Annotated in this window: 32 protein-coding genes and 1 pseudogene; 23 read left to right on the forward strand and 10 right to left on the reverse strand. The window is 71.1% G+C overall.

Going from position 1 to position 23,972, the window contains the following annotated elements; genetic code table 11:
* Positions 1–37 precede the first annotated feature (37 nt).
* From ACN27G_RS27380 to ACN27G_RS27390, 3 genes are all read left to right on the forward strand, one after another.
* On the forward strand, positions 38–2,632 hold the full coding sequence (locus ACN27G_RS27380; protein WP_421495608.1) for a DEAD/DEAH box helicase: 2,595 nt from the start codon (positions 38–40) through the stop codon (positions 2,630–2,632).
* 80 nt (positions 2,633–2,712) lie between these two features.
* Complete coding sequence (locus ACN27G_RS27385) at positions 2,713–2,922, forward strand: hypothetical protein (RefSeq protein ID WP_101368442.1); 210 nt, start codon at positions 2,713–2,715, stop codon at positions 2,920–2,922.
* Positions 2,923–3,191: 269 nt separating this feature from the next.
* Positions 3,192–3,965, forward strand: coding sequence for a hypothetical protein (locus ACN27G_RS27390; RefSeq protein ID WP_421495609.1), 774 nt, complete (start codon positions 3,192–3,194; stop codon positions 3,963–3,965).
* Between the two features lie 106 nt (positions 3,966–4,071).
* Here ACN27G_RS27390 and ACN27G_RS27395 read toward each other — a convergent pair whose 3' ends face one another.
* The 6 genes and pseudogenes from ACN27G_RS27395 to ACN27G_RS27420 form a co-directional block, all read right to left on the reverse strand.
* Positions 4,072–4,491 (reverse strand): Rv3654c family TadE-like protein, encoded by a 420-nt coding sequence (locus ACN27G_RS27395; protein WP_421495610.1) that lies wholly within the window; start codon positions 4,489–4,491, stop codon positions 4,072–4,074.
* Complete coding sequence (locus ACN27G_RS27400; RefSeq protein ID WP_421495611.1) at positions 4,488–4,856, reverse strand: TadE family type IV pilus minor pilin; 369 nt, start codon at positions 4,854–4,856, stop codon at positions 4,488–4,490. The genes ACN27G_RS27395 and ACN27G_RS27400 overlap by 4 nt, the downstream gene beginning before the upstream one ends.
* On the reverse strand, positions 4,853–5,023 hold the full coding sequence (locus tag ACN27G_RS27405; protein WP_421495612.1) for a DUF4244 domain-containing protein: 171 nt from the start codon (positions 5,021–5,023) through the stop codon (positions 4,853–4,855). Before ACN27G_RS27405 ends, ACN27G_RS27400 begins: the two co-directional genes overlap by 4 nt.
* A 21-nt stretch (positions 5,024–5,044) precedes the next feature.
* Positions 5,045–5,668: a type II secretion system F family protein gene (locus ACN27G_RS27410; RefSeq protein WP_421497479.1), complete on the reverse strand. Its 624-nt coding sequence runs from the start codon at positions 5,666–5,668 to the stop codon at positions 5,045–5,047.
* 200 nt (positions 5,669–5,868) lie between these two features.
* The gene (locus tag ACN27G_RS27415) at positions 5,869–6,930 is read right to left on the reverse strand and encodes a type II secretion system F family protein (RefSeq protein WP_421495613.1); all 1,062 of its coding nucleotides are present in this window, start codon (positions 6,928–6,930) and stop codon (positions 5,869–5,871) included.
* A pseudogene (locus ACN27G_RS27420) lies at positions 6,879–7,529 on the reverse strand (ATPase, T2SS/T4P/T4SS family); the annotation flags it as partial. The pseudogene ACN27G_RS27420 and the gene ACN27G_RS27415, both read right to left, overlap by 52 nt.
* 543 nt (positions 7,530–8,072) lie before the next feature.
* Here ACN27G_RS27420 and ACN27G_RS27425 point away from each other — a divergent pair.
* Positions 8,073–9,278, forward strand: a complete 1,206-nt coding sequence (locus tag ACN27G_RS27425) for an IS110 family transposase (protein WP_421495614.1) — start codon at positions 8,073–8,075, stop codon at positions 9,276–9,278.
* A 1,301-nt stretch (positions 9,279–10,579) separates the two neighbouring features.
* Complete coding sequence (locus tag ACN27G_RS27430; RefSeq protein ID WP_421495615.1) at positions 10,580–10,852, forward strand: hypothetical protein; 273 nt, start codon at positions 10,580–10,582, stop codon at positions 10,850–10,852.
* A 6-nt stretch (positions 10,853–10,858) separates the two neighbouring features.
* On the opposite strand, the gene ACN27G_RS27435 is transcribed toward ACN27G_RS27430, so the two are convergent.
* Both ACN27G_RS27435 and ACN27G_RS27440 read right to left on the reverse strand, forming a co-directional pair.
* Positions 10,859–10,993 (reverse strand): hypothetical protein, encoded by a 135-nt coding sequence (locus ACN27G_RS27435; RefSeq protein ID WP_421495616.1) that lies wholly within the window; start codon positions 10,991–10,993, stop codon positions 10,859–10,861.
* Between the two features lie 179 nt (positions 10,994–11,172).
* A complete protein-coding gene (locus tag ACN27G_RS27440; protein WP_421495617.1) occupies positions 11,173–11,418 on the reverse strand; it encodes a hypothetical protein in 246 nt (81 codons plus the stop codon).
* Positions 11,419–11,598: 180 nt separating this feature from the next.
* Between ACN27G_RS27440 and ACN27G_RS27445 the strand changes: the two genes are divergently transcribed.
* From ACN27G_RS27445 to ACN27G_RS27505, 13 genes are all read left to right on the forward strand, one after another.
* Positions 11,599–12,162: a hypothetical protein gene (locus tag ACN27G_RS27445; protein WP_421495618.1), complete on the forward strand. Its 564-nt coding sequence runs from the start codon at positions 11,599–11,601 to the stop codon at positions 12,160–12,162.
* Between the two features lie 225 nt (positions 12,163–12,387).
* Positions 12,388–13,122 (forward strand): hypothetical protein, encoded by a 735-nt coding sequence (locus ACN27G_RS27450; protein ID WP_421495619.1) that lies wholly within the window; start codon positions 12,388–12,390, stop codon positions 13,120–13,122.
* Positions 13,119–13,493 (forward strand): DUF6907 domain-containing protein, encoded by a 375-nt coding sequence (locus ACN27G_RS27455; protein ID WP_421495620.1) that lies wholly within the window; start codon positions 13,119–13,121, stop codon positions 13,491–13,493. The genes ACN27G_RS27450 and ACN27G_RS27455 overlap by 4 nt, the downstream gene beginning before the upstream one ends.
* Positions 13,490–14,269 carry a hypothetical protein gene (locus ACN27G_RS27460; protein ID WP_421495621.1) on the forward strand — a complete coding sequence of 260 codons (780 nt, stop codon included), beginning with the start codon at positions 13,490–13,492 and terminating at the stop codon, positions 14,267–14,269. Before ACN27G_RS27455 ends, ACN27G_RS27460 begins: the two co-directional genes overlap by 4 nt.
* Complete coding sequence (locus ACN27G_RS27465) at positions 14,266–14,571, forward strand: hypothetical protein (RefSeq protein ID WP_421495622.1); 306 nt, start codon at positions 14,266–14,268, stop codon at positions 14,569–14,571. Before ACN27G_RS27460 ends, ACN27G_RS27465 begins: the two co-directional genes overlap by 4 nt.
* Complete coding sequence (locus tag ACN27G_RS27470; protein ID WP_421495623.1) at positions 14,568–15,632, forward strand: sigma-70 family RNA polymerase sigma factor; 1,065 nt, start codon at positions 14,568–14,570, stop codon at positions 15,630–15,632. Before ACN27G_RS27465 ends, ACN27G_RS27470 begins: the two co-directional genes overlap by 4 nt.
* Entirely contained in the window at positions 15,629–16,123 is a 495-nt protein-coding gene (locus ACN27G_RS27475; RefSeq protein WP_421495624.1) for a hypothetical protein, read from the forward strand. The genes ACN27G_RS27470 and ACN27G_RS27475 overlap by 4 nt, the downstream gene beginning before the upstream one ends.
* On the forward strand, positions 16,120–16,605 hold the full coding sequence (locus tag ACN27G_RS27480) for a DUF6907 domain-containing protein (protein WP_421495625.1): 486 nt from the start codon (positions 16,120–16,122) through the stop codon (positions 16,603–16,605). Before ACN27G_RS27475 ends, ACN27G_RS27480 begins: the two co-directional genes overlap by 4 nt.
* Positions 16,602–16,898, forward strand: coding sequence for a hypothetical protein (locus ACN27G_RS27485; RefSeq protein ID WP_421495626.1), 297 nt, complete (start codon positions 16,602–16,604; stop codon positions 16,896–16,898). Before ACN27G_RS27480 ends, ACN27G_RS27485 begins: the two co-directional genes overlap by 4 nt.
* Positions 16,886–17,323: a hypothetical protein gene (locus ACN27G_RS27490; protein ID WP_421495627.1), complete on the forward strand. Its 438-nt coding sequence runs from the start codon at positions 16,886–16,888 to the stop codon at positions 17,321–17,323. The genes ACN27G_RS27485 and ACN27G_RS27490 overlap by 13 nt, the downstream gene beginning before the upstream one ends.
* Positions 17,323–17,961, forward strand: a complete 639-nt coding sequence (locus ACN27G_RS27495) for a hypothetical protein (RefSeq protein WP_421495628.1) — start codon at positions 17,323–17,325, stop codon at positions 17,959–17,961. Before ACN27G_RS27490 ends, ACN27G_RS27495 begins: the two co-directional genes overlap by 1 nt.
* A gap of 106 nt (positions 17,962–18,067) precedes the next feature.
* Positions 18,068–18,466, forward strand: a complete 399-nt coding sequence (locus ACN27G_RS27500) for a hypothetical protein (protein ID WP_421495629.1) — start codon at positions 18,068–18,070, stop codon at positions 18,464–18,466.
* 142 nt (positions 18,467–18,608) lie between these two features.
* Positions 18,609–18,851, forward strand: coding sequence for a hypothetical protein (locus ACN27G_RS27505; protein ID WP_421495630.1), 243 nt, complete (start codon positions 18,609–18,611; stop codon positions 18,849–18,851).
* Positions 18,852–19,027: 176 nt separating this feature from the next.
* Here the strand turns inward: ACN27G_RS27505 and ACN27G_RS27510 are convergent, their stop codons facing one another.
* Both ACN27G_RS27510 and ACN27G_RS27515 read right to left on the reverse strand, forming a co-directional pair.
* The gene (locus ACN27G_RS27510) at positions 19,028–19,786 is read right to left on the reverse strand and encodes a GntR family transcriptional regulator (protein WP_421495631.1); all 759 of its coding nucleotides are present in this window, start codon (positions 19,784–19,786) and stop codon (positions 19,028–19,030) included.
* The gene (locus ACN27G_RS27515; protein ID WP_421495632.1) at positions 19,786–20,328 is read right to left on the reverse strand and encodes a GntR family transcriptional regulator; all 543 of its coding nucleotides are present in this window, start codon (positions 20,326–20,328) and stop codon (positions 19,786–19,788) included. Before ACN27G_RS27515 ends, ACN27G_RS27510 begins: the two co-directional genes overlap by 1 nt.
* Before the next feature lie 127 nt (positions 20,329–20,455).
* Between ACN27G_RS27515 and ACN27G_RS27520 the strand changes: the two genes are divergently transcribed.
* From ACN27G_RS27520 to ACN27G_RS27540, 5 genes are read left to right on the forward strand one after another with little or no spacing between them, the layout of a single operon-like run.
* Positions 20,456–21,808, forward strand: coding sequence for a hypothetical protein (locus tag ACN27G_RS27520; protein ID WP_421495633.1), 1,353 nt, complete (start codon positions 20,456–20,458; stop codon positions 21,806–21,808).
* Positions 21,809–21,819: 11 nt separating this feature from the next.
* Positions 21,820–22,002 carry a hypothetical protein gene (locus ACN27G_RS27525; protein WP_421495634.1) on the forward strand — a complete coding sequence of 61 codons (183 nt, stop codon included), beginning with the start codon at positions 21,820–21,822 and terminating at the stop codon, positions 22,000–22,002.
* A 12-nt stretch (positions 22,003–22,014) separates the two neighbouring features.
* Positions 22,015–22,254 (forward strand): hypothetical protein, encoded by a 240-nt coding sequence (locus tag ACN27G_RS27530; protein ID WP_421495635.1) that lies wholly within the window; start codon positions 22,015–22,017, stop codon positions 22,252–22,254.
* Entirely contained in the window at positions 22,251–22,583 is a 333-nt protein-coding gene (locus ACN27G_RS27535; RefSeq protein ID WP_421495636.1) for a hypothetical protein, read from the forward strand. The genes ACN27G_RS27530 and ACN27G_RS27535 overlap by 4 nt, the downstream gene beginning before the upstream one ends.
* On the forward strand, positions 22,580–23,971 hold the full coding sequence (locus ACN27G_RS27540; protein WP_421495637.1) for a hypothetical protein: 1,392 nt from the start codon (positions 22,580–22,582) through the stop codon (positions 23,969–23,971). The genes ACN27G_RS27535 and ACN27G_RS27540 overlap by 4 nt, the downstream gene beginning before the upstream one ends.
* Position 23,972 lies beyond the last annotated feature (1 nt).

Genomic DNA, 23,972 nt, shown 5'->3' on the forward strand with positions numbered 1-23,972 from the left:
CTTCCGACGCACGTACGAGAGTGCGAGAGTGCAGGGCGTGACGTTTCCAGCAACAGTATCGGCCGGTACCGGAGCCGGAGACTCCCACCCGGCCGGTCGCCCCGGCGCGGGCGAGCTGCTGGACCGGCTGCGGGCCCGGGCCCCCGGCGCAGCGGTCGCCGGCCCGGTCACGCACGTCGAACGGATCCCCGCCCGGCCGGGCACCGTGGCCGAGTGGCCGGAGTGGGTGCCGGCGGACCTGCGCGCGGCCCTGGCCGGCCAGGGCGTATCCGCGCCGTGGCGGCACCAGGTGGAGGCGGCCACGCAGGCGTACGCGGGCCGGCACGTGGTGGTCGCCACCGGCACCGCCTCCGGAAAGTCCCTCGCGTACCAGCTCCCGGCGCTGGCGACCCTGCTCGCCGACCCCCGGGCCACCGTGCTCTACCTGGCCCCGACCAAGGCACTCGCCGCCGACCAGCTCCGGGCCGTCGCCGCGCTCGGTCTCGACGGGGTACGTCCGGCCTGCTACGACGGCGACACCCCGCGCGCCGAGCGGGACTGGATCCGGGCGCACTCGCGGTTCGTGCTGACCAACCCGGACATGCTGCACCACGGCGTCCTGCCCGGACACGCGAAGTGGTCCGCCTTCCTGCGCCGGCTGGCGTTCGTGGTGGTCGACGAGTGCCACACCTACCGGGGCGTCTTCGGGTCACACGTGGCACACGTGCTGCGCCGGCTCCGGCGCCAGGCGGCGCGCCATCCGCGTACCCCCGGACAGCCCGTGCCGGGCCAGCGGGGCGGCGCGGCCGGCCCACCCGGCGCCGCGACGGCGGCCGGGCCGGTCTTCGTGCTGGCGTCGGCGACCTCGGGCGACCCGGCGGTCGCCGCCGAGCGGCTGACCGGCCTGCCGGTCAGCGCGGTCACCACGGACACCGCGCCGCGCGGCGGCCTGACCTTCGCGCTCTGGGAACCTCCGCTGCTGCCCCCGCCCACCGCGAACGCCCCGGAACCCGCCGACCCGACCGAGGTGGCCGAGCCGACCGAGGTGGCCGAGCCGACCGAGGTGGCCGAGCCGACCGAGGTGGCCGAGCCGACCGAGGTGATCGCGGCCGTTTCCGCCGACGCCGCTCCGGTGCGCCGGTCCGCGCTGCGGGAAACCGCCGACCTGCTCAGCGACACCGTCGCGGCCGGGGTCCGGACCCTGGCCTTCGTCCGGTCCCGGCGCGGCGCCGAGGTGATCGCCACCACCGCCCGGCGGGCACTGGACGAGGCCGTCCCCGGACTCGGCGCCCGGGTCGCCGCCTACCGCTCCGGCTACCTGCGCGAGGAGCGCCGGTCGCTGGAGCAGGCGCTGCTCGGCGGTGAGCTGCTCGGGCTCGCCTCCACCAGCGCCCTGGAACTCGGCGTCGACCTGGTCGGCCTCGACGCGGTGCTGATCTGCGGCTATCCCGGCACCCGGGCCTCGCTCTGGCAGCAGGCCGGCCGGGCCGGACGCTCCGGCCGGGAGGCACTCGCCGTGCTGGTCGCCCGGGACGACCCGCTGGACAGCTATCTGGTGCACCATCCGGAGGCGCTCTTCGGCCGTCCCGTCGAGGCGACCGTGCTCGACCCGGCCAACCCGTACGTGCTCGGGCCGCAGCTGGCCTGCGCGGCGGCGGAGTCCCCGCTGACACCGGCCGACCTGGAGCTCTTCGGCGAGGGGGCGAAGGAGGCGGTCGAGGAGCTGGTGGCCGGTGGTGCGCTGCGGCACCGGCCGACCGGGTGGTACTGGCGGCACGTCCGCAGGCCCGAGGTGGACCTGCGCGGCACCGGCGGCGCGCCGGTGGACGTGGTCGAGTCCGCCACCGGCCGGCTGCTCGGCACCGTGGACCCGGCGTCGTCGCACTTCCAGGTCCACCCCGGCGCGGTCTACCTGCACCAGGGCGCGTCGTACGTGGTGGACGACCTCGATCTCGACGACGGCTGCGCGCTGGTGCACGCCGAGGAGCCGGACTGGTCCACCCATCCCCGCGACGTCACCTCGCTCTCGGTCGTCTCGGTCCGCTCCTACCTGGACGCGGGCCCGGTCGGGATGTTCCTCGGCGAGGTCGACGTGACCAGCCAGGTGGTCTCCTACCAGCGTCGCCGGCTCGCCTCCGGCGAGGTGCTGGCCACGCTGCCGCTGGAGCTGCCCGCCCGGGAGCTGCGTACGGTCGCGGTCTGGTTCACCGTCTCGCCGGAGTCGCTGGCCGCCGCCGGGGTCGAGCCGGCCGACGTGCCGGGCGCGCTGCACGCCGCCGAGCACGCCGCGATCGGGTTGCTGCCGCTGGTCGCCACCTGTGACCGCTGGGACATCGGCGGGCTCTCCACCGCCGCCCATCCGGACACCGAGGCGCCGACGGTCTTCGTCTACGACGGGCACCCGGGCGGTGCCGGCTTCGCCGAGCGGGCGTACCGGGCGGCACCGGCGTGGCTGACCGCGACCCGGGACGCGATCGCGGAGTGCGGCTGCGAGGCCGGCTGTCCCTCCTGCGTCCAGTCCCCGAAGTGCGGAAACGGCAACAACCCGCTGGCCAAGGCGGAGGCCGTACGCGTCCTCGACGTGGTGCTGGCCAACCTGGCGGCGGCCGGTCCGACGGAACCGGGCGAGTCCGATCGCTCCGATCGCGGATAGTCGGTATTCGCACGCATGGATCTATGGCTATCCGGTTAAGTTACGCTGGGAGCGCTTCCACGGATCCTGAGGAGGACGTCGTGGCCGACACCATCGCCGAGACCGTCGAACTGCTGTACACCATCGACCAGGCACATCTCACCGTCGATCAGCAGATCGCGCTCTCCCAGGCGTACGCGGCACTGGCCCAGGCCGAACGCCTGGACCAGATCCACCAGATGCTGCACAGCATCCATCAGGTGCTCAACAGCTGGGTGGTACGCCGCGCCACGGAGGGCAGCCTCCGCTGACGATGCGGCCAGGGCTTGGGATGGAGGGAAGGGCTTCCGCCTATCGTCTCCGGCAGCACAGGGGGCCCTTCCCCGCCGTCCCGATGCGACTCGACCGGAGGCCGGTTGCGTAAGCACACATTGACGTCCTCGAATCCATGCACGTAGAGTTGGTTACTCTCACACTGAGTCAGCGGAAGACTGCGGCGCGGCGTCCGGCGCCGACCGGCCTCGCGTCGACAGCGATCCACCACCGCTCTCCGTCGCGCCCTCGAAGGCAGGTCGTCGCTGTGATCACGCCAGCCAGCACCACCGCCGGCCGCCGCCGATCCCGCCGCCCGCACGGCTCACTCGGCACCGGCCTGGCGCTGCTCATCGCCGCCGTGCTCGGTCCGCTCCCGCCCGCGACGGCAGCCGCGGCGGCGGCGTTACCGGCCATGCCGCCGGACGTCCAGGCGCCGACCCAGCCCGGCCAGCCGCAGGTGCTGTCGGTGACGCCGGGCGCGGTGACCATCACCTGGGCGGCCTCGACGGACGACGTCGGGGTGACGCAGTATCTGGTGTTCCAGGGCGAGCAGTTCTACCGCCAGTACCTCGCCCGGACGGTCTCCGACAACGCTCCGCTGACCCTGAGCCTCAGCCCGACGGCGGCGAGCACGCACTTCTCGGTCGTCGCCCGCGACGCGGCCGGCAACAGCTCTCCGTTCTCCGGCCGGACGAACGTCCGGCAACCGCCGAGCTTCCCGCGCACCGGCGACAACACCGTCCCGCCCACCGCGCCGGGCAGTCCGGTGGTCACCGCCGTCACGCCGAACGGCTACGAGGTGACCTGGGAGCCGGCGACCGACGACCTCGGCGTGATCGAGTATCACGTCTACCACGTCTTCGCGATCGACGAGATCCGGGTCGATGCCAGGGTCAGCACCAACTCGGCGACCATCGTGCCCCGGCGCGGGTACGAGACGATCTACGTCGTCGCCTACGACGCATCGTGGAATTCCAGCAGGAGCCCCACCGTCCAGCTTCTGCCCCCGCCAACGCCGGCACCAACGCCGGCGCGATAGCGACGCCGGCGAGGCAGCCCGGACCTCGCCGCGACTCTCCGGTGCCGACCTGCCGCAACGGTGGAACTTTGCCGAGCCGGGTGCTCGGACCAACTCCGTCACCTGCCTAGCGTGGCGCGGCCGAGGTGCCTCGGACAGGGCCGGCTCGGCTGGTTGCCAGGGCGGTCCGAATCAGCCCGGGTAGCGGTTCGACCGTCACCTCGGCGGTGATCTGGAGGTCGAGCCCGTCCAGCGTGCAGCCGGTGATCCGCGCACTGTTCGCGGCCGCGATGGCGGCAGCCCGGGCGCACGCCGGATCCGCGCCGTCGAGCGCGCGGGCGGCTCCAGCGAGCGCGCCGAGATCGGCCGCGATCCGGGCCTGATGGCGGGCCACCCGAGCAGCTTCGACCGCCGCCCCGCCGAGACTGAAGACGACCAGGGCGAGTCCGACGGCGAGCAGCCACAGGCTGGCACCGCCCCGGTCCGGCTCGCCGCCGAAGCCGGCACCCCCGGTGACACCGACCCCCGTGGTGTGGTCGGTGGTCACGATGCCGGCTCCGGTGCGCCGGGCTCGACCGCCGCGACCGCGGTCGCGCTCACCGTCAGGCGAGGCAACCGTGCACCGAGCGCACGCACCGGCGCTCGTACGGTGGCCACCACCCGGTCACCGCTCACCGCGACCGACACCACCGCACCCGGCGGCGCGGCCCGGATGCCGGCCTGAACACCGGGGGCACCGCGGGAGGCGGCCAGCGCCGCCTCCCGCGCCGCGTCCACACACTGCCCCTTGACGATCACCGCGTTGACGGCGGTGAGCCCGGCGAGCATCAACAGCAGCAGCGCCGGCAGGCCGGCCGCCAACTCGGCGGTGAACGAGCCCCGGTCGCGGCCGGCCGGCCAGCGCCGGGTCACGACAGCGCCCGGTCGATCACCCCGGCCAGCGCGGTCTGGACGCGGCCGGAGGTCAGTACCTTCAACAGGATCCCGGCGAAGGCGACGGCGGCGAGGGTGCCGACGGCGTATTCAGCGGTGTTCATCCCGGCGTCGTCTCGGAGCCGGGCACGCAGCTTGCGCAGCATGGAATTCCTCTCTCGAATCGGTCACAGCACGTCGCCGAGCACGGCGACGATCACCGGCACCAGGCCGGCGAGAATGAAGGCGGGCAGGAAACAGAGACCAAGTGGCAGGACGATCAGCACGCCGGCCCGCCGCGCCGCCGCCTCGGCAGCGGTCAGACGATCCGCGCGCAGGTCGTCGGCGAGCCGGGTCAACGCCCCGGCAAGAGCCGCCCCGCTCGCCGAGGAGCGGATCGCCGCCGCTGCCAGCCGCTCGGCGCCCGCCACGGGGCCGAGTCGCCCCCACGCCTCCTCCGGCGTACCGCCGAGCCGGAGTGTCCGGCCGACCTCGGTGAGGCGCTCGCCGAGTGGTCCGGCGAGCGCCTCCGCGACGGCACAGACGGCACCGTCGACCGGTGCACCGGCCCGTAGCGCCGCAGCGAGCAGGTCGGCAGCGAGCGGCAGGTCGGCGGCCTCCCGCAGTCGGCGCCGCCGGGCCGCCGCCGGTTCGAGCCGGCGCAGCAGGCGGTCGAGAAGCCCTGCCGTCGCCACCCCGAGCAGCACGCCCGGCCAGCCACCCAACAGCACGCCGGCCGCCAGCCCGGCCAGCCCGGCACCCAGCCGAACCATGTCGAATCGGCCCGAGCGCCCCGGCGGGTCCTGTTTCATCCCCTGCCCCGGGATGGCGACATTGGTCGGGTAGGGCGGCCGGTCGAGCATCTCCCCGGCCGAACGGCGCGGCCGCACGGCCTCCAGCCCGAGCACGGACAACCGCTGTCGGGGCGATCGGCGGGTCGGGCCGCCGGTCAGCGCCAGCAGTAGTGCCAGGCCCGCCAGGATCCACGGGACCGCCGCCATCCGCACCGGAATCAGCGCCCCACGGTAGCGGCACGACCGAACCCGCCGGCCCTGCCACCTCTGGTGGTACGGGCGGCGTCACCCCCGGCGGTAAACCCGGCACCACCGCAGGCGGTACGGGTGGCGGTGCCACCGGCAACCGTGCCACCGGCAACCGTGCCACCGGCGACGGTGCCACCGGCGACGGTGCCACCGGCGACGCCGAGCCGAGCCGCCCAGAGCAGGCCGGCCAGTTGCAGGGTGACGGCGCCGATCGCGCACCCTGCCCCGAGCGAGGTGTGCAGCAGGATGTCCAGGGGATCGACGCCGATGCCGTAGCCGAGGGCGATGCCGCCGGCCGGCAGCGCGGCGAGCAGCCACGCGGTGGCCCGGGCGCCGGCCGCCTGTGCCTCGGCGGCGGCCAGCCCTCTCGCCATCGCCCGCGCGTCCGCCTCGATCCGCTCCACGAGATCGGCCAGCGGCGCACCGGTCTGCTCGGCGAGCCCCACGGCGGCACGGACCAGCGCGGTCAGCCGGTCCGGCCCCTCGGCCACCCGCACGGCGGCGACCGGCGGCAGGCCGGCGCGCAGGTCGGCGGCGAGCGCACAGAGGTCGTCGAGCTGCTGCCGGTGTGCCCGCTGTGCCGAACGATCGGCGCGACTGCGGAGCAGCCTGCGTACCGCCAGGCCGGCGTAGGCGGCGGCGATGAAGCCTGCGACAGGGCCGCCGGCAAGTTCCCCGCCGACGCCGCCGAGGACCGCGCCGCCGAGCACCGCTCGCCAGGGCGGCACCCGGGCCAGGCCGTCCAGAGCGGTCCGCCAGGGCAGTCGCGAGCCGGACCACGCCGCTGTCGAACCGCACCGCGCCGCCGTCGAACCGCACTGCGCCGCCGTCGAACCGCACTGCCGCACCGGAGCCCGGACGGCGACGACGGTGTGCCGGCCGCCGATCACGGCCCGGCGGCGGCGCCGGATGCGCCGGGCCGGCCAGCCGAGCAGAATCCCCGCGCCGGTCAGGCAGGCGCCCGCCAACCACCAGGCGGTCATGGCGTAGTGCCCCGGGTCATCTCCCGCCGGTGCGAGGCGGGCGACCACGGCCGGGCTCCGGGGTCGAGCAGCGGGGGCACCGGCACGCCCCGTTCGGCGAGCAGCGCGGCCAGTGCCGGGGCGGCCGGCCCGACACCCCGGTCCCGCCGCCAGGCCGGTACGGCGGTGACCAGCCGCTCGGGGCCCGCCGGCAGCAGCAGGCAGACCGCCTCCAGCACCCGCCCCGACGCGGTGCGCCGGACCTGGAGCAGCACCTGTAGGGCGGCGACCACCTGGGCGTGCAGCGCCGGCCGGGACAGCCCGCCGAGCAGACCCAGCGCCTCCAACCGGGCCGGCACGTCACCAGGGGTGTTGGCGTGCAGGGTGCCCGCCCCACCCTCATGCCCCGTGTTGAGCGCGGCGAGCAGGTCGACCACCTCCGCACCCCGGCACTCGCCCACCACCAGCCGGTCGGGGCGCATCCGCAGCGCCTGCCGGACCAGGTCACCCAGACCCACCGCGCCGGCTCCCTCCACGTTGGAGGTCCGCGCCTGGAGGCCGACCACGTGCGGATGGAGCGGCCGCAGCTCGGCGGCGTCCTCGACCAGTACGATCCGCTCGCTCGGCGGCACCAGCCCGAGCAGCGTGTTCAGCAGTGTGGTCTTAACCAACCAACGACATGTACCATTTATGTTTGCGCAGCGGCCCGTGGCGGCGGTTGCGAGGTGCCGGCGAACACGGCGCTGGCGTTGCGGGTCTGACGATGTCTCTGTCGTCGTCGCGCTTCTCCTGGTCGCCGCCATGCGCCTGGCTGCTGCCCGGGTATTCGGGTACGGAAGCCGGGTCAATCGGCTGGCTCGCAATCGCCTGCCTGATCACAGCCGTGTGGACATTGCCCGCGCTTGCCGGCTCCTGAACTCTCCCCGCTACCCCTCGTAGGCGAGAAGCCGGCGCCGAAAATCCTCGCCCCGTTAACCTTTTTGATCGTCCCCAGCCGGGGACTGCTCGGTCGCCCGGCCTGGTATGACTTACTGCCCCTGTCGTACGCATGATCCGGGGGGTGTTGTCGCCGGGCCGGGTGGCGTCGGCGGACCGCTGATAGGGACCCGGCCACCCCGTCCGTGGGGTAGGTCTCTCCGTAACGTGGATGCCGGCAGTCCGGCGCTGTGACCAGCGGCCGAGCCAGGACATCGCGGTGAGGAGGGCAGGCTGTGCACGACGGGTTCGGCGTCTTCATCGGACTCGATGTGGGCAAGGAAGGACACCACGCGGTCGCGTTGAACCGTGAGGGCAAGCGGCTGCACGACGCGACCCTGCCCAACACCGAGACCGGGCTGCGGAAACTGTTCGACAAACTCGCCCGCCACGGCCGGATCCTGGCCGTGGTCGACCAGCCCGCCTCGATCGGTGCGCTGCCTGTCGCGGTCGCCCGCGCCTGCGGCCACCAAGTGGCCTACCTGCCCGGTCTGGTCATGCGCCGGCTGGCCGACCTGCACCCCGGCACCGCGAAGACCGACGCCCGCGACGCCTACGTCATCGCCGACGCCGCCCGCACCCTGCCCCACACCCTGCGTCGGGTCGACACCGGCGACGAGACCCTGGCCGAACTGGAGGTGATGGTCGGCTACGACGACGACCTCGCCAGCGAGGTCACCCGCGTGGCCAACCGCATCCGGGGCCTGCTCACCCAGATCCACCCACCCCTGGAACGCGTCCTGGGACCGAAGCTGCAGCACCCCGCAGTACTCGAGGCGCTCTCGCGGTGCGGCGGACCCACCGGTCTGCGCAAGGCCGGCCGGGCGAAACTCACCGAGATCGTCAAGGCCCGCGCGCCGCGCATGGGCACCCGCCTGGTCGAGCAGATCTTCGCCGCACTCGACGCGCAGACCGTCGTGGTCCCGGGCACCACCGCCGCCGAGACCGTCCTTCCCCGACTCGCCGACAACCTGCGTGACCTGCTGCGACAACGCGACCAGGTCGCCGAACAGGTCGAAAGGATGCTCGATACGCACCCTCTTGCCCCGGTCCTGACGTCGATGCCCGGCATCGGCGTCAGGACCGCAGCCCGAATCCTGCTCGAAGTCGGCGACGGCAGCTCGTTCCCCACCCCCGGCCATCTGGCCGCGTACGCCGGCCTGGCCCCGGTCACCCGCCGCTCCGGCACCAGCATCCGCGGTGAACACCCACCCAAGGGTGGCAACAAGCAGCTGAAACGCGCGTTCTTCCTGTCCGCGTTCGCCGCTCTCGCCGACCCGCTCAGCCGCGCCTACTACGACCGCAAACGCGCTGAGGGCAAGAAACACAACGCCGCCCTCATCTGCCTCGCCCGCCGCCGCGTCGACGTCCTCCACGCCATGCTCCGCACCCAGCGGCCATACCAGCCCAAAACGGCGGACGAACCCCGCCTCGCTGCTTGACACAACCCATAGGGACACCCCCCCGCCTGATGCGGCGCCAACATCACCCCGCCTGCCATGGTCCTATCCGGGTTGTCGGCAGGCGGGGTGATGTTTCTGTGTCCGGGTCTGGACACAGGACTCGCCGACCGGGTGCGGGTGTCGTTGATTAGCGGGTAGACGAGCGAGAGGAGTAGAGCGTGCCCCCGAGTGACCCTCGCTGGCCGCCGAATCGGAGTGCGACCCCTTCGCGGCCCGCCGAAGGGAAGCAGCCGTCCCGTCGTCTCAACCCGATGTTCGCGATCTTCTGCGCTTTGTTTCTGAGCGGGATGGTAGCGACGACGTGGCCAGGGATTGGAACCTGGATCTTCATCGGGACGGCGGTGCTCTTGGCTTGGCTCATCAGACGGCCGCCTGGCGGGCCGTAGCGGTACGGGGGTACCTTGCCGTCAGGCCGGATCTCAATCCGCCACCGGCAGCCCTCGACGTCGTGCGGGGGCACCAACCCACACACACCTGCGGGAGTATTCGCCACCGCAGCGTTCAGGCCGGGGGGCCGTGAGGTCGAGCAGCGGAAGCAGACGGCACGGATCGGTAAGTGACGGCAGCAACCCGATTGAGCGGTCCCGCCACGTGATCAAGATCGCAATGAACCTCAAAATGCACCCTGAACAGGCAATATGGTCTCGTGATCTTCAAATCGCGGATAGTTGCTGAGCGAGTTGACCGGTCCGTCGCCCGAATGCTGGCGGCAGCCTGATGCCCGCCTACCGGCTCGACGACCCGGAACTCGATCGGGTGATGCGGGACCTCGCCGCCGACACGGCCGCCGGGTGGCCCGCACTGTCCGAGGAGCAGCGCGCCCAGCTCGCCCCTCTCCTCGCCCCGTCCCTGCCGCGTCGCAGGCCACGCTCTCAACCTGACACCTCAGGTCGACGTAGGAAAGCCGCCTGATGCCGCACTATGCAATGGACGACCCGCGCCTTGAGCAGGAGATCAGGGTAATCGCTGCCGAGACTGCCGCGAACTGGCCCGTCACCGACGAGATGCTGAACCGCCTCGGCCCGCTCCTGAACCCGCCGTCGACCGCTGGGCCTCCTCCAGCGTCGGCAGCGTCGGATCAGTGAGCTGCATGACTACCCGCGCCGAGGCGATTGAGGCCGCCGGACGGGCAATCGCCGCCGGCCTCGCCCTGCGGGACTCCCTGCCGCCACGCCAGGCCGCCGAACTTGCCTGGACCCCGTCCGGCCCGTCTGCGGAGGAGATCGAACAGCGAATCCGGGCGCGACGGGACGCCGTACGACTGCAAGCGAGCCGCCCCAATGGACGATGACCGGCTCCTCATCTCCTTGGCCGAGGTCGCGAAGCTCACCGGCTGGTCGGAACGGTCCCTCCTCGACGACTGCCGGGCCGGGCTGATCGCCCACGTGTGCCGGAAGGGCTCGTACAGCTTCACCCGCAAGCAGCTCGACGCGCTCATCGAGCGGTACACCGTCGAGGGTACTGCCGAGCCGGAGTCGGCTGCGGAGCGTGAGGCCCGCGAGATGGAAGAGGCGATCCGGTACAACAGGACACTTCGCCGAGGCGCCGAGTAGCCGCTCCTAGTTCGACGGCGGCCGATTATCGGCGGCCCGGCCGGGCTGGGCCTGCTCGTTGATCCGGTTCGCGAGGTCGCGTTGGGAGAGGCTGGCGAGTCGCCGGAGGGTTCGGATGCGGTTGGGGGTTGTCCCGCTCACGGCGTCTCCTCGCCAGTAGGCAACTGTTCGACGTTCGGTCGTCAGGTTACCGACATACCGTGACGCTGCTGGCTGGCGACCGAGTTGAACACCTGTCGATGCTGTTCAATGCCGGCTGGGTTCGGCGGAGCGTATGTGGCATGACCTGCGCTCCTGCGAAGCAGCCACCCACGGGGAGGCTACGGCTTCGGTTCGACTCCAGCCGCCCGGCAAAGCTGGTAGATCCGCTTCCGGCTGTACTCGGTGAGTTCCCGGATCTCGGTCACAGTGCGCCCGTTGCGGGCCGCTTCGACGACGGCGGGCGCGACGCGCTTTTGCAGCTCAGCAACCTTGGCTTGGGCTTCGGCGAGCAGCACCTTGTATCGCGCGGAGTCCTCCCGCGCTTGGGCGAACTCCCGCGCCACGTCATCGAGGGTTTCGGTCACACGCCCGATCTTGCCCGATCTGGTGCGCGAAAAACATCCCTCGTTTTCCCGATGACCTCTACCTGTGGTGAGAATTTCTTGGTAGAGTTTCCCCATCAGCAAGGCGGCCCGAGGCCGGTGCGCGAACACCGACCAAGGGCCTTGACCAGACGACCTGCGCGAACAGGAGTCCGATCCGCCATGCACGCTATCAAGCCTGCTCTCAAGGCCATCGGCGACACGATCACCTACACCGCCGGCCGCCACACGATCACCCTCCAGTGGGTCCGTGAGGACGTCTACACGGTCACCACCTACCAGGGCACCTACCGCATCGAAGACCAGTGCGGTTCCTACTCGACCGAGGGACTGGCCCGGTCCGTCGCCCGCCTCTACGCCGAACTGGCCAAGGCCGAGACCGACCCGTTCACCCTCGCCGACACCGTCCCCACCGGCCAGCACCAGCAGGTGCGACCGACGATGGCGGGCGCCCACCTCGCCGACGTCACCGACGTCCAGCACCGGGCACTCGCCACCGCCGCCATGTTCGGCCGGGTCGAGCGGTCCGCCGACCACAACGTCCGCACCCTCAAGGCGCTCGCCCGCAAGGGATACCTGACCCTCGTGATGCGGCCCGGCAAGCGGTACGACGTGGCGCACGGCGTCATCACCGAACGCGGCGAGCGGGAGCTGACGCGTCTCGACGCGATCCACGACCGGCAGGAGAAGACGGCCGCCCACCGCGCGGCGCTCTCCCACCTGTAGACGGCGGACCGGGCGGACGCACAGGCAGGCTTCGCCCGGTTCTGCACACCCCATCCGAGCATCTCCCCCGCCGGGGGTGGCGTGGCCTACCGGCCACGAAGCAGCGCCCGTCACCCCCCGGCCCAACCCAAAACACGAGCAAGGGCAGCAGTAACGGGCGGATCCCAGCACCGCGTAGGCACACAGCAACCGGGATCCCAGATCGCCACTTGGAGGCGACCCGCAATGAGTATCCACCCGACCTCCCCCGCCCCGTCCGCCGACGGGCCGGACAACCCGAAGACCAACATCCCCACCCCGCGTACCCCCGGCAGCATCGACGACCGGGGAACCGGCGCCGCACCGCAGCCGGACGGGTTCGACACCGACGAGCAGGTCGAGACGTTCCTCAACGGCTGTCAGAGCCTCATCGCCGGGAAGGGCGCCGACGACCTCGCCGAGGCCGGTCGTCTCGTATTCGCCGGAGCGAAGACGTTCAGCGAGATCGTCAACTCCGGAACCGGGGCGCAGTGGCAGAAGTTCCGGGAGGAGACCGACGCCGCGCTCGCCCGGATCGAGGCCCGGCCGTTCACCGACGACTACTGCCGCCGCCTGAAGTCGATCGACCTGCACGCGCTGACCTCGGATCAGGTGGTCGCGTCGGTGATCGCGTTCGCGCAGTGCCCCTCCTGGTGCGACCCGGCCGAGTGCTGCCCCGACGACCTCGGCACGTCGCCGATCCACGCCGGGATCGTCGCCACGATCCGCGACCGGGTGAACCAGGACGACACCGAGGTTGAGGTGCGGATCGAGCGGCAGGACATGAACGGCGTGCCGGAGATGGCGTACGTGGCGGTCAAGCCGTCGTCGGGGGTGTTGGAGTTCAGCACCAAGACGGCCGGGCAGCTCGCGGACGCGATCGGCCGGGCGCAGCGGGCTGTGCTGCGGGACCAGGGCAACCCCGAGGGCGGTGCCCGATGACCCTCGCACCCGTCCGGCCCGATGTGGCCGCGCCCGTCTTCATCGCCCCGGCCACGCTGCCATCCCTGCCGCCGTGCCCCGAGTACTGCGACGGCACCTGCTTCGAGCAGTGGTACGACGCCCAGTCGGGCACCACCTACCACGGCTCACCGTTCACGGAGGCGACCGTCACGAGCCCCATTCGGGGCGAGGAGACGCTGTCGGTATCGGTGACCCGGACCGACACCCTCGCCGGCCCGGGTGAGCCCGTCGTGCACGCCATCGTCGGTGACCCGGCGTTCGACGACATCGAGATGACGCCGGAGCAGGCTCGCCGGGTGGCGACTCTGCTCCTGGCCGCTGCCGACATCGCGGACGGGGTGACGGCATGACGCTCGCACCCGTACGGCCACACACGGGCGACGTTGCGTTCGTCCCGCCGCAGCGCACTAGGGTTCCGGCCGTCACGCCGTGCCCGCTGTTCTGCGATCGCAACCACCAGCCCGACCCCGACGGCAGCATCGACCACTCCGGTGAGATCGGCGAACTCATCGCCGCCCACGACAACATCGCCAGCCGGGACGTGGAGACCGCCGTCACGGCGTACCGGCTCGACATCCCCGGCCAGCCGAGCATGCCAGAGGTTCTGCTCGACATCGCCGTTCCGGGACAGATGCCGTACGCGCACCTGTCGTGGACGCCGACCAACGCCCGTCGGCAGGCCGGGGTGCTGGTCGAGGCCGCCGACATGGTAGATCCGCTGCCGGTCGGCGAGACGTGGGAGCCGGCCCGGCATGTGCGTGTCGGTGACGAGATCCTGACCGGCGACGGCTGGCAGCACGTGTACATGCTGCTGATCTGCGAGCGCGACCGGCAGGTGTCCCTGTGGACCCCGGAGCGGGACGGTGACACCGACGGGTGGGAGTACGACACGGCCGACCTGATCCGGGTCCGCCGGCCCTCCGGCACGCTGACGATTCCGGCGCAGGAGATCCGGTACGACGACCACCTGCTCACCTCCGACGGCTGGCAGGCGGTCGAGGTGACCACGGTCGACGCCAAGTCCAAGTTCGTGGCGGTGTTCACGGAGGAGAAGAACGCCGACGACTCCGACGGTTGGCAGTTCGGGTTCGGTGACGAGATCACGGTTCGGCGGGTGGCTCGATGACCACCGTCATCATGGAGCGGCAGGCCGCTGTCGGGGCTTCGGTCCCGGCGGTGGCCGCCGGCCCGACCCACCTGATCCGCGCCTCTTCGACGAACCCGGGCAACATCCTGGTTAGCCGCGCCGAGCGGGGCGGCACCATCAACCACCTGTTCCCGGTGGTGGAGGTTCACGAGTTCACCGACCGGACCGGCTACCGCATCGCGCTGGTCGTCTGCCGTAACGGCACCTTTGCCTTCTCGCAGAGCAACGTGATCGAGATCGCCGGTCCGCGTCCGGCTCGACGTCAGCGGGTGAAGCGATGACCGCCAGCGCCCCGCCGTTCGACTTCGACGCGTTTGTCCGCAACGAGCGGACCACGCTTCTCCGGGTCGTCGCCGCACAGACCATGGACTGGCACGTTGCCGAGGATGCGGTGCAAGAGGCGCTGTTGACGGCATGGCAGGAGCAGGCGCAGTACGAGGTCCGGGAAGACTCGTCACCGCTCGGCTGGGTTATCACGATCGCGAAGTACCGGGCAATGTCGGCACTAAAGGCTCAGCGCCGCATCCTGTCGACGGGCGACTGGGTCGAGCGGTTCGCCGAGATCGAGGATCGGCCCACCGACAGTGGCCTGCCCTGCATGGCCGATCCCGACGTATGCGAGCGAGTTGCGGCGGCCCTGGAGGTTCTACCACCTGGGCAGCGTCAGGTTGTCGAGATGCACTGCCTTCAGGGACTTCCGCTCTGCGAGATTGCCAAGCAGCTCGGCATTACCGAATCGGCTGTGGGGTGGCAACTCAAGACCGCGCTCGGCCGTACCGACTGGACTCCGCCGCCACCACGCAAGGCCGTGCATGACGGCGGAGTCTCTGGCTGGTTCAACGACGCCAATCTGCCCGTTGGCTTCAGTAAGGCTGAGGTTCTGGCTGCCTTGACCGCGAAGCAGCGTGAGGTTGTTCGGCTGCGGCTTGTCGAGGGGATGACTTACACGAGGATCGCCAACAAGATGGGCATCTGCCCCAGTGCCGTTGATGGTCTTATGGAGCGGGCCAAGGCCACCATGAGGCGCGTTCTGGCAGGGGATCCGCCGCCGCCCTCGAAGCCAACTTACCGCCCGGGGCCGTCGTCGACCGCGCTGGAGGTGTTGAACACTCCGGCACTGTTCAACCGCCTGACATCGCGGCAGCAGGATGTTCTTCGCCTCCGCTACCGCGACGGCCTGAGCTGCAAGGAGACAGCGACCCGGGTTGGCGGCATGACTCCGAATGCGGTCAAGAAGCTCGTTTGGAACATCTGCGACCGGGTGGAGGCGGCTCGCCGGGAAGTGCCGTACTCGTTCCCGGTCGCGTCCCGGTCGATGGCGGCAAAGGCGAACGCGTCATGACCGCCGCGATGATCGCACCCGCCTGGGCCACCCGGACGAACCCGGAGGCCGACGACTGGACCATCCACACTTCGGACCCGACCGACGTGGTGACCGACGGCCCGGATGGTCCCGGCACCTTCCGGATCGAACTGTCCGAGGAGATCGAGAACAGCCAGTCGAAGGGCGTCATGATCGCCATGCTCAACGTCGGCGACTGGGCCGACCTGAGCCCGGCACACGCGCTCGACTTCGCCGAGCAGCTACGCGACCTCGCCCTCACCGGAGCCGGCCCGGCCGGCGTCGACCTGCCCGCCGACCGGGTACGTGTCGGTGACGAGCTGCTGACTTCGAACGGCTGGCAGCTCGTCGAGACGGTCGACGTGGACGGCTGGGTGGAAACCGGACACGCGCACGCCGTCAGCCTCGGCACCACCGTCCACAACGGCGACGTCGGGTACCGGTACCCGATCGGCTTCCCGGTCCGGGTCCGCAAGGCGGTGACCCGATGACCGCCGCCGTGATCGAGCCTGGCACCGAAACGGCAGCCGTCACCGAACCCGAGTGGTGCAGGTGGCAGCAGTGCGCCGCCGACGCGCTCGGCGACCGGTACCACATGTCGGCACCCGAGGACGTGCCGACCGACGAGGGAACCGGCCTGCTCGATGTGGCGCTCGCCCGCCTCGACGACGTGGACGGGATCGGCAAGCCGACCGTCTCGATCAACCTCGGTCGTGGTGGTGGGCAGAGCGTCGAACTGACTGCCGCTCAGACGCTCCACTTCGCCGAGGTGCTGCGCCGGTACGCGCTACGCGCCGCCGGGCGGTCCGGGGTCGAGATGCCTATCGGACTGGTCAGGGTCGGCGAGGAGATTCAGACCGACGCCGGTTGGGATGCCGTCGAAGGTGTTGACGCCGACGGCTGGTGCTGCGGGCGGCCGATGCTGCCGGTCGAGGCCCAGATCGCCGACCGGGATGGGGAGACGAACCGATGAGGGACGTCAAACCGGCGCTCATCTTCCGAACGGCGGTGCCCGGCCGGGCGTTCGCCGCCATGAACGCCGACAACCCCGCCGCCGCGCTTGCCGTCGCGATGCGCCGCCCCGACGGGTGGACGGTCGCCACGGCCGGCGGCCGGGTCGTCGCCGACCGGCTCGACCAGCGGAAGGCGAAGGCGCTGATGCTCCGCACCGCCACCACGGCCGCCGGTGCCCTCACCCGCCCGCTCCTGTCGACCGCCCCAGCGGCGGCGGCCCGGCCGGTGGAGGTGACCGGATGCCCGTTCTGACCCGACCCGGTACCCTCCTGGTCCGCGCCCGGTCGGTCGAGCCCGGTATGCGGATCACCCGAGACATCCACGTCGGCGGCGGCGTCTACAAGCCCGCCGAACCGCTGACCATCACCGCTGTCCACCTGTTCCGCGACCGTGCCCGCGATTGCGTGCTGCTGATGGTGTTCGCCGGTTCCGACCTGTGGCCACTGCCGTGGGTGCTACGACTTCCGGCCGGACGAGCTGGTCGAGATCGTCGCCGAGCCCGAGCAGGTGACCCGATGAACCGTCGCCGTACCGGCTGGCGGTTCCTCCTCGCTGCCGCCCTGCTCCTTCTCCTGGCGCTGCCGGTCGGCGGCTGGCTGACCGTCACCCTCGCCGCTATCGCAACCGCGTGTACCGCTGTCGCGTTCCGACTCTTCACCGTTGGAGGTGGTCGCTGATGGACCCCATGAGGCATGAACCGTGGTGCTCGGCCGGGCACTGCACCGTCGCCGATGACCTGCCCGCCGACGGTGGGGAGCACCGGTCGAAGCCGATCGCGCTGGACATGGCCGGTGTCATCGGCCCGCGCCAGGTGGTCGTCCAACTGTCCCGCGTCGAGGCGGCGTGGCCGACCGACACCTATCTGATGATCGGTGTGGCGGGGGCGGAGGTGTTGATGCCGACTCGGACGGCCGGGAATCTGCTCGCGACCGTCGATGGTCTGCTGGCCCGGACGGCGCCGCCGCCGATCCGGGTTGACGAGCGGGCAGCCGAGATGGCCTTCCGGTATGGGTTCCCGGCGAGCGCGGACGACGACGCCTGCCCGGTCGACGGGATCGAACACGGCACCACCTGGCTTGGTGTCGACGACTCCGGCCACAACTGGTGGACGCATGACGTCGGGCCGGAGGCGTGCGGGCTGCGCTGGTCGAACCCGATCCGGAAGCCGCACAACGGGGTTCCGATCGTGCTGGTCACTCCGGCCGAGACGATCTGCCACTTCTGCGGCGACTACCGCCTACACGCCACGCCGGAGGTGTCGGCGGCGTACGGGGCCGCGCACACCCGCGCGCACGAGCGGGAGGTGCGGTCGTGAACCGGGTCACCCGCGTCTATCTCGCCACCGTGTATCTCGCCACCGTGGCCAGGCTGTGCGTGCTGGTCGCGATCGTCTGCCACCTGAGCGGGGGGTGGTGACCGTGGTGGAGATCCGTCTTCAGGGCAGCCGGACCGAGGTCGCCCGCCTGGTCGAGCGGGTTCGGGTCGTCTTCGACGTGGTGTCGGTGTCCCGCACCTACCGCAATAACCGGGCCGACGACCGGGACAGCGTCCGCGTGTACGTCCACGTCAACCCGCCACCGGTCGCCCCGCCCGCCCTCAACGAGACCGAACGGCCGGCGGATCGGGGCGAGCTGTGCGTGTGTGGCCGTCCGGCGGTGAAGGTGTTCCTCGGCGGCCCGTTCGGTCCGACCGGCTACTGCGGCATGCCCGATGGTGGCCAGCGCGGCCCGTGCCGGTTCTGCGGCGGAGAGCGACACCAGGCCGCACGCTGTTCGCGGTACGTGCTCCGTCCGGACGGCGACGGGGAGGTGCGGCCGTGATGGCGAGCCAGCTTCAGACGATCCGTCGTCGACCTGCCAAGCTGACGCCGGAGGTTCTGGTGCGGTTGCTCCGCGAACTCGGGGAGGTGCCGCCCCGGCGGCCGGTCCGGTCGGTTCGTCTGCCGAAGAGGAAGGCCGTCCGATGAGCGAGACCAGCCAGCCCACCCCCGCCGCGTTCAGCCTCATCGACTTCTACCGTGATGAGGCCAACAAGCGGGCCGAGCAGTACTACGAGCTGCGCGCGGCTCTCGGCAGCATCAACTTCGAGACGAAGGCCGGGCTGCACCGGCACGAGAGTGGGGCGCGTAGGACGCCGTCGCAGGCGCTCCGGGAGATCGCGGCCATCATCGCCGACTGGGAGAAGCGGTCAGGGGTGATCCTCTGATGGGCGGCGCCCGCACGCCGCCCATTTGCGAGAGGCTGCGAGTTGCCTGCTGATCCGGCGAGCCGGTGCCGAGCGGAAGGTTCAGGGGATCCCCGCGAACACCTTTGCTGAGCAGGGCCAGTAGCCGGAGGCGTCAGCGTGACGAATCTCTTCGACCCGCGTTGGTTGGTCGTGGGTCACGTCGGCCAGCGGTAGCGGACATTGCGCCGGTTTCCCGCCTTGATGAGCAGTTGGCACTCGACCGGCTGCCCGTCCTCCGTGATGGAGACCCGGAACGTCCGCAGAATTGGAACTTCGGTTGGCAGTTCCAGGCGGACGAACTCCTCCGACGTCGCCGGTCGCGCCGACACCACGTCCTCGAACCGGGCCAGCACCCGACCCATCCTGGCCAGAGCGGCCGGCGATCCGCCTCGGATCTTCCGCTGCTCTGCCAGTGCGGTACCCCGAGCCAGGTTGACCGGGTAGAAGGTACTGACCAGCTCGACCGGCTCGTTGTCGAGGGTGAGTAGCTGGTACCGCCGAACCACCGGCATCCCACGGTCGGTACCGAAAGCGGCGGCGACTTCCGCCGGTGCCGGCACCTCGCCGACGTCGATCAGGGCCGAGGCGCCTTCCTCGCCCCGACGGCTGGCGGCCGTGATCCAGGCGTACGGCTGGCCCGGCTCGACCGGCTCGGCGTAGTCGGCCGGAGTGATGGTCTGCTGCTGGACGGGACGGACGTAGACCCCTCGACCGGGCTGTCCCTCGACGTAGCCCTCCGATTTGAGAATCGTGATCGCGTTCTGGATCGTGGCCCCGGGCGCCTCGTAGGTGGCGCTCAGCTCAGCGGTGCTGGGCAGCTTGGCGCCGGCCGGCAGGTCGCCGCTCATGATGTAGGCGCGCAGCTCGGCGGCGATTTGCTGGGACCTCGGGCGCGGGTCGCGGATTACGGGCATCAGGCACCGCGTCGGGTGTAGACCAGCGGCAGGCCCGGCCGCCGCGTCATGATGCTGTGCTCGTACGGCGCCCCGTCGTTGTCGTAGACCGTGCGCTGAAGAACGAGGACCGCGGCGGTCGGTGCGATGCGCATCTCGTGACGGTCGTCCGGGCTGAGCGCGCTGCCCGCCAGCGACACGTCGACCTGCTCGCGAGTGATGGCCGGCTGGTACCCGAGCTTCGCCAGTAGGGCGACGGCACCACCGGGGATCTTCGCGGCTCCGGCGAGCGGCGTGTTGCTGGCAATCTCGGCAGGCCAGTACGACTCGGCAATCTCGACGGGGGTGTCGTCGGCGAGGATCAGTCGGCGCCGCACCACGACCTGGTCGTGCGGGTTGAGCCCGAGTGCTGTACTGACCGCCTCGGGAGCGGGGGTGGTGGCGACGTCGAGGATCCGCTGCGAGCCGCGCTGGCCGGACTGCTCGGCTTCGGCTGCCCAGGTGTCGCCGGTGCCGGGCGTCAGGTAGCGGTCGGAGGTGCTGGTCCACCTCTGGCTGTCCATGCGCGGCTCCCTCGGTCGGTCGTTCGCTGTTGACCTTACTGCCTTATCCGGTACGCATCAGCGTCTCCGTCAGACATGAGCCTACATCAACCTTGCTGCCTCATCTATATGGCTGTACGGTTGCTGCATGAGCCGCTTCGAAATCTCCGCGTGGTGGACAGCGGTTGTCGACTTCCTGCGGGTGTACGACCAGTACGTCGCGGTCGGCGCCGGCCTACTCGGCGCGGTCATCGCTGTGCGAACGATCCGGAAGTTCGTCAAGGGCCGCGAGCACGACGAGGTCGCCGCCAACCTGGGCGTGTTGCTATTCCTGGTCGTCACCACCGAGGGCATGTGGGAGGTCGTCCACGAACGGCTTGGCGTCAACATCCCCCTGACCGTGGCGATGTTCGCCGCCTACGACGTGGTGATCTACTCGCAGGGCGCTGCCGCCGTGAAGGCGCTCAAAGCCGATCCCAAGGCGCGGATCGCAGGCTTCCTCTTGATCATCTGGTTGATGTCCGCCGCCGGGTCGGTGACGGTCTCCTTTGCCAGCGGCAATGCCGCTACCTGGTTTTTCCGGTTCTTCTCGCCGCTGGTCGCCGCTGCTCTGTGGACGCAGAAGATCCTGGCGAGGCGGGAGCGTGATACCGGCGGCGAGCGCCAGGAGTCCAACTGGATCTGGACGCCGACACGGCTGATGGTCCGCTGGGGGTGGATGAAGCCGGGCGCGGCCGACGATCTGACCGACACGATGCGGCAGCGGCACGTGGCCAAGCTGGTCGACGCGGCGCTGGCGGTGCACGCGACCCGGCCAGTAGAGGGCGTTAAGCAGGACCCGAAGACGGCCGAGCAGGCCGCGAAGTACGCCCGCCGTTTGCAGACGCTCGCGAAGGCAGCCGACGAGACGACGGTCGCCGCCGCCCGCAAGCAGCTCCGGATCGCCCTTGGCATCCAGCGCGAGTTGCTCGCCGACGTCGACCGGCCCGCCGATCCGATCGACGATCGCACCCGGGCCGCCCTCGACGAGATCCGGCTGGGCACCCGGGAGACCACCCGCCGGCTCCGTGCCGGACTACCTCAAGCGGACCCGTTCTGGTCCAACAACGTGGTCCGGATTCCGACCGGTCTGATGGACCAGGTCCAGACCAGCCCGGTGGACCACCGGGTGGACCAGCCGGCGGCCCAAGAGCCGGACCAGAAGGTGGACCAGTCGGCGGACCACTTCGGCAGCCCGAAGGTGGACCAGTCAAACCCGGTGGACCAGCAGGTCAACGGCCGGTCCAAGAGTCGGGCCACCGCACCGGTCGACGACGTTCCGCCGCGCGTGCTGGCGATGGTGAAGGCGCTCCGCAAGCGATATCGGGGCGAGATCCCTGGCCGCCGGACTGTAATGCCGGTCATGGGTTGGACCAACTCCCAGGATGCGCAGGCGGCTATCAACTTGGTCCGCGCTGAGCGGGCTGAACGGACCAACGACACGGACCGCAACGCGGTCTGAAAGGAGCACCGATGAGGCCCAAGACCCTCGGCGAGCTGATCCGTGACTACGGACGGGTCATGCAGTTGGCCGGGATCCATCAGGGCAGCGGCAGCCGTTACGGCGCCCAGGCCGAGCAGGTTCAGGCCAACGCTCTGTACGCCGAAATCGAAAAGCGACTGACCAGCGACAACGTCGACCGCGCTGTGGTCTGAGAGGAGCACGAGATGCAGACCAACGAGCTGACCCGGGCCATCGATGAGCCGATCGACGCGTACCCGGTGCACCTCTGGACTAGCGCCGTGCACAAGGTAGGCGTCGCCACGACCATGCCGGTCGCCGGCACCATCATCAGCGAACTGGTCGGGCCGTCCTGGTTGACCTGGCTGTTCTTCACACTGTCCCTGCTCGGGATGGCCGCGTGTGTCGCCGCGTTGGCGCGGGAGTACCGGGCGGACCAGCGATGAGCCGCCGTCGGCAGCGCGCCCTCGATACCCGGGGCAACATCGCCCTCGGCGCGGCGGCGGCGTTGGGCCTGTTTCTGCTGGCCACCGTGCCGTCCGGTGGATGGGCGCGGATCCACACCTGGCTCGCCGTTGCCCTCGGCGCGCTGGGCGGCACCGCGCTGCTCTGCTTCCGCCTCGCCCGCCGACTGGCGCCCCGGATGGTCGTCGAGGACGAGCCGGCACCAGCTGAGGCGCTGAGCCCCGACGAGGTGATCCCGTGGGGTGAGTCACCCCGGGTGACTCACCCCGCCGACGAGTCACCCCAGACCGCGCTTGAGGTGCGGAAATGACAACTGACGAGCAGGTGACTCACCCCCCGGTGACTCACCCGGAAACGATCACCCTCAAGGTGGCGCAGGAGCGCCCCAGGAAGGTGCCTGACGGGGTCATCCGCGAGCGAACCAAGCGACGCCGTCGCCCGTTGCCCCCGCCGAAGACGATCGCGGCGGTCGCGCTCGTGGTGGCCGCGCTGGAGCTGCTGATCTGGCAGGTCGGCGGGCTGTGGTGGGGCATCGGCATCCATCTGGCGGCCGTCGTGCTATTCCTGCTGCCGACCGGGGTGCTGCTGTTCCTCGCCTGGCGGAAGGCCCGCGCGGCTCGTCGGACCGGCACGACCCAGGCTGCGCGGAAGGTGACGACCACTAGCACCACCCACGGCGGTGGACCGTTGCGCCGGCTGTTCGGGCCGGCCCGGGGCAAGTCCGGCCGCGACCGGGAATCACCGGCCGGCGGCCGGCAGCGCAAGCCCGGCCTGCTCGGCAAGCTGTTCCCCGGTCGCGGCCGGACTGACAAGGCTCCGGTCGGCGGGTCCGGCCGCCCCAGCGGTAGTCGACGCAGCCCGCTCGGCCGGCTGTTCGGCCCCGGTCGACGGTCGTCGCCGAAGGGCGCCACCCGATCCGGTCCGGCCGGTGGGCGTTCGCCGAAGGGCAGCCTGTTCCGCAATCCGTTCCGGGGAGGCACGACGCCGGCCGGTAGCAAGGCGAGCCCGACTGGCTCCCGCAGCCGCAACTCGTTCACGCGCCGGCCGTCCAGCGGCAACCCGTCCGGCCAGTCGCCGAAGGGCAGGGGCGGTCGGTTCTGGCCGGACCTGCTCAAGGGGATACGGCAGGGCGCCGCGCCGCAGCCGGCAGCTCAGGCCGAGCCGAGGCGGAAGCCGTCGCCGGGCCCGACCGCCGTCAAGCCGGCACAGACCCAGAAGGCGCAACCGGCCCAGCCGAAGCACACCAACGAGGAGCGGGTTCGCGAGGCCGTCCAGAAAGCAGCCGACGTCAAGCCGGCGCCGGTCACCACCCCGCGACACACAGGAGGTAGCTACATGGGAGACATGAACCGAGTACGGGCAGCGGCCGACGACCTTGCCGCCGCGCTGAGGGAGTACGACCCGGAGAACATGCACCAGATGTTCCGGGAGATGCCGCACCTGGGCGAGGCGCTCGGCGCGGTAGCGGCGGGCATGCGTCAGATGGCCAGTCGCGCCGAATCGGAGTGGCCGGTGGCGCCCGAGGTCGCCGAGGCCCTGCGCTCCGTGTCTACCGACATCAAGGCCGCGGCCGGCACTGCCGAAGAGGCCCGAGGCACCGTGCGCAAGGAGAACGAGACCGACATCGAGCGGGGCGAGGCGCCGCGTCACGGCTCCCGCGACATCGAGGCGAAGTGGGACGTCCGCGACGCGGACTGAC

Source organism: Plantactinospora sp. WMMB334 (assembly GCF_049179095.1).
GTDB lineage: Bacteria > Actinomycetota > Actinomycetes > Mycobacteriales > Micromonosporaceae > Plantactinospora.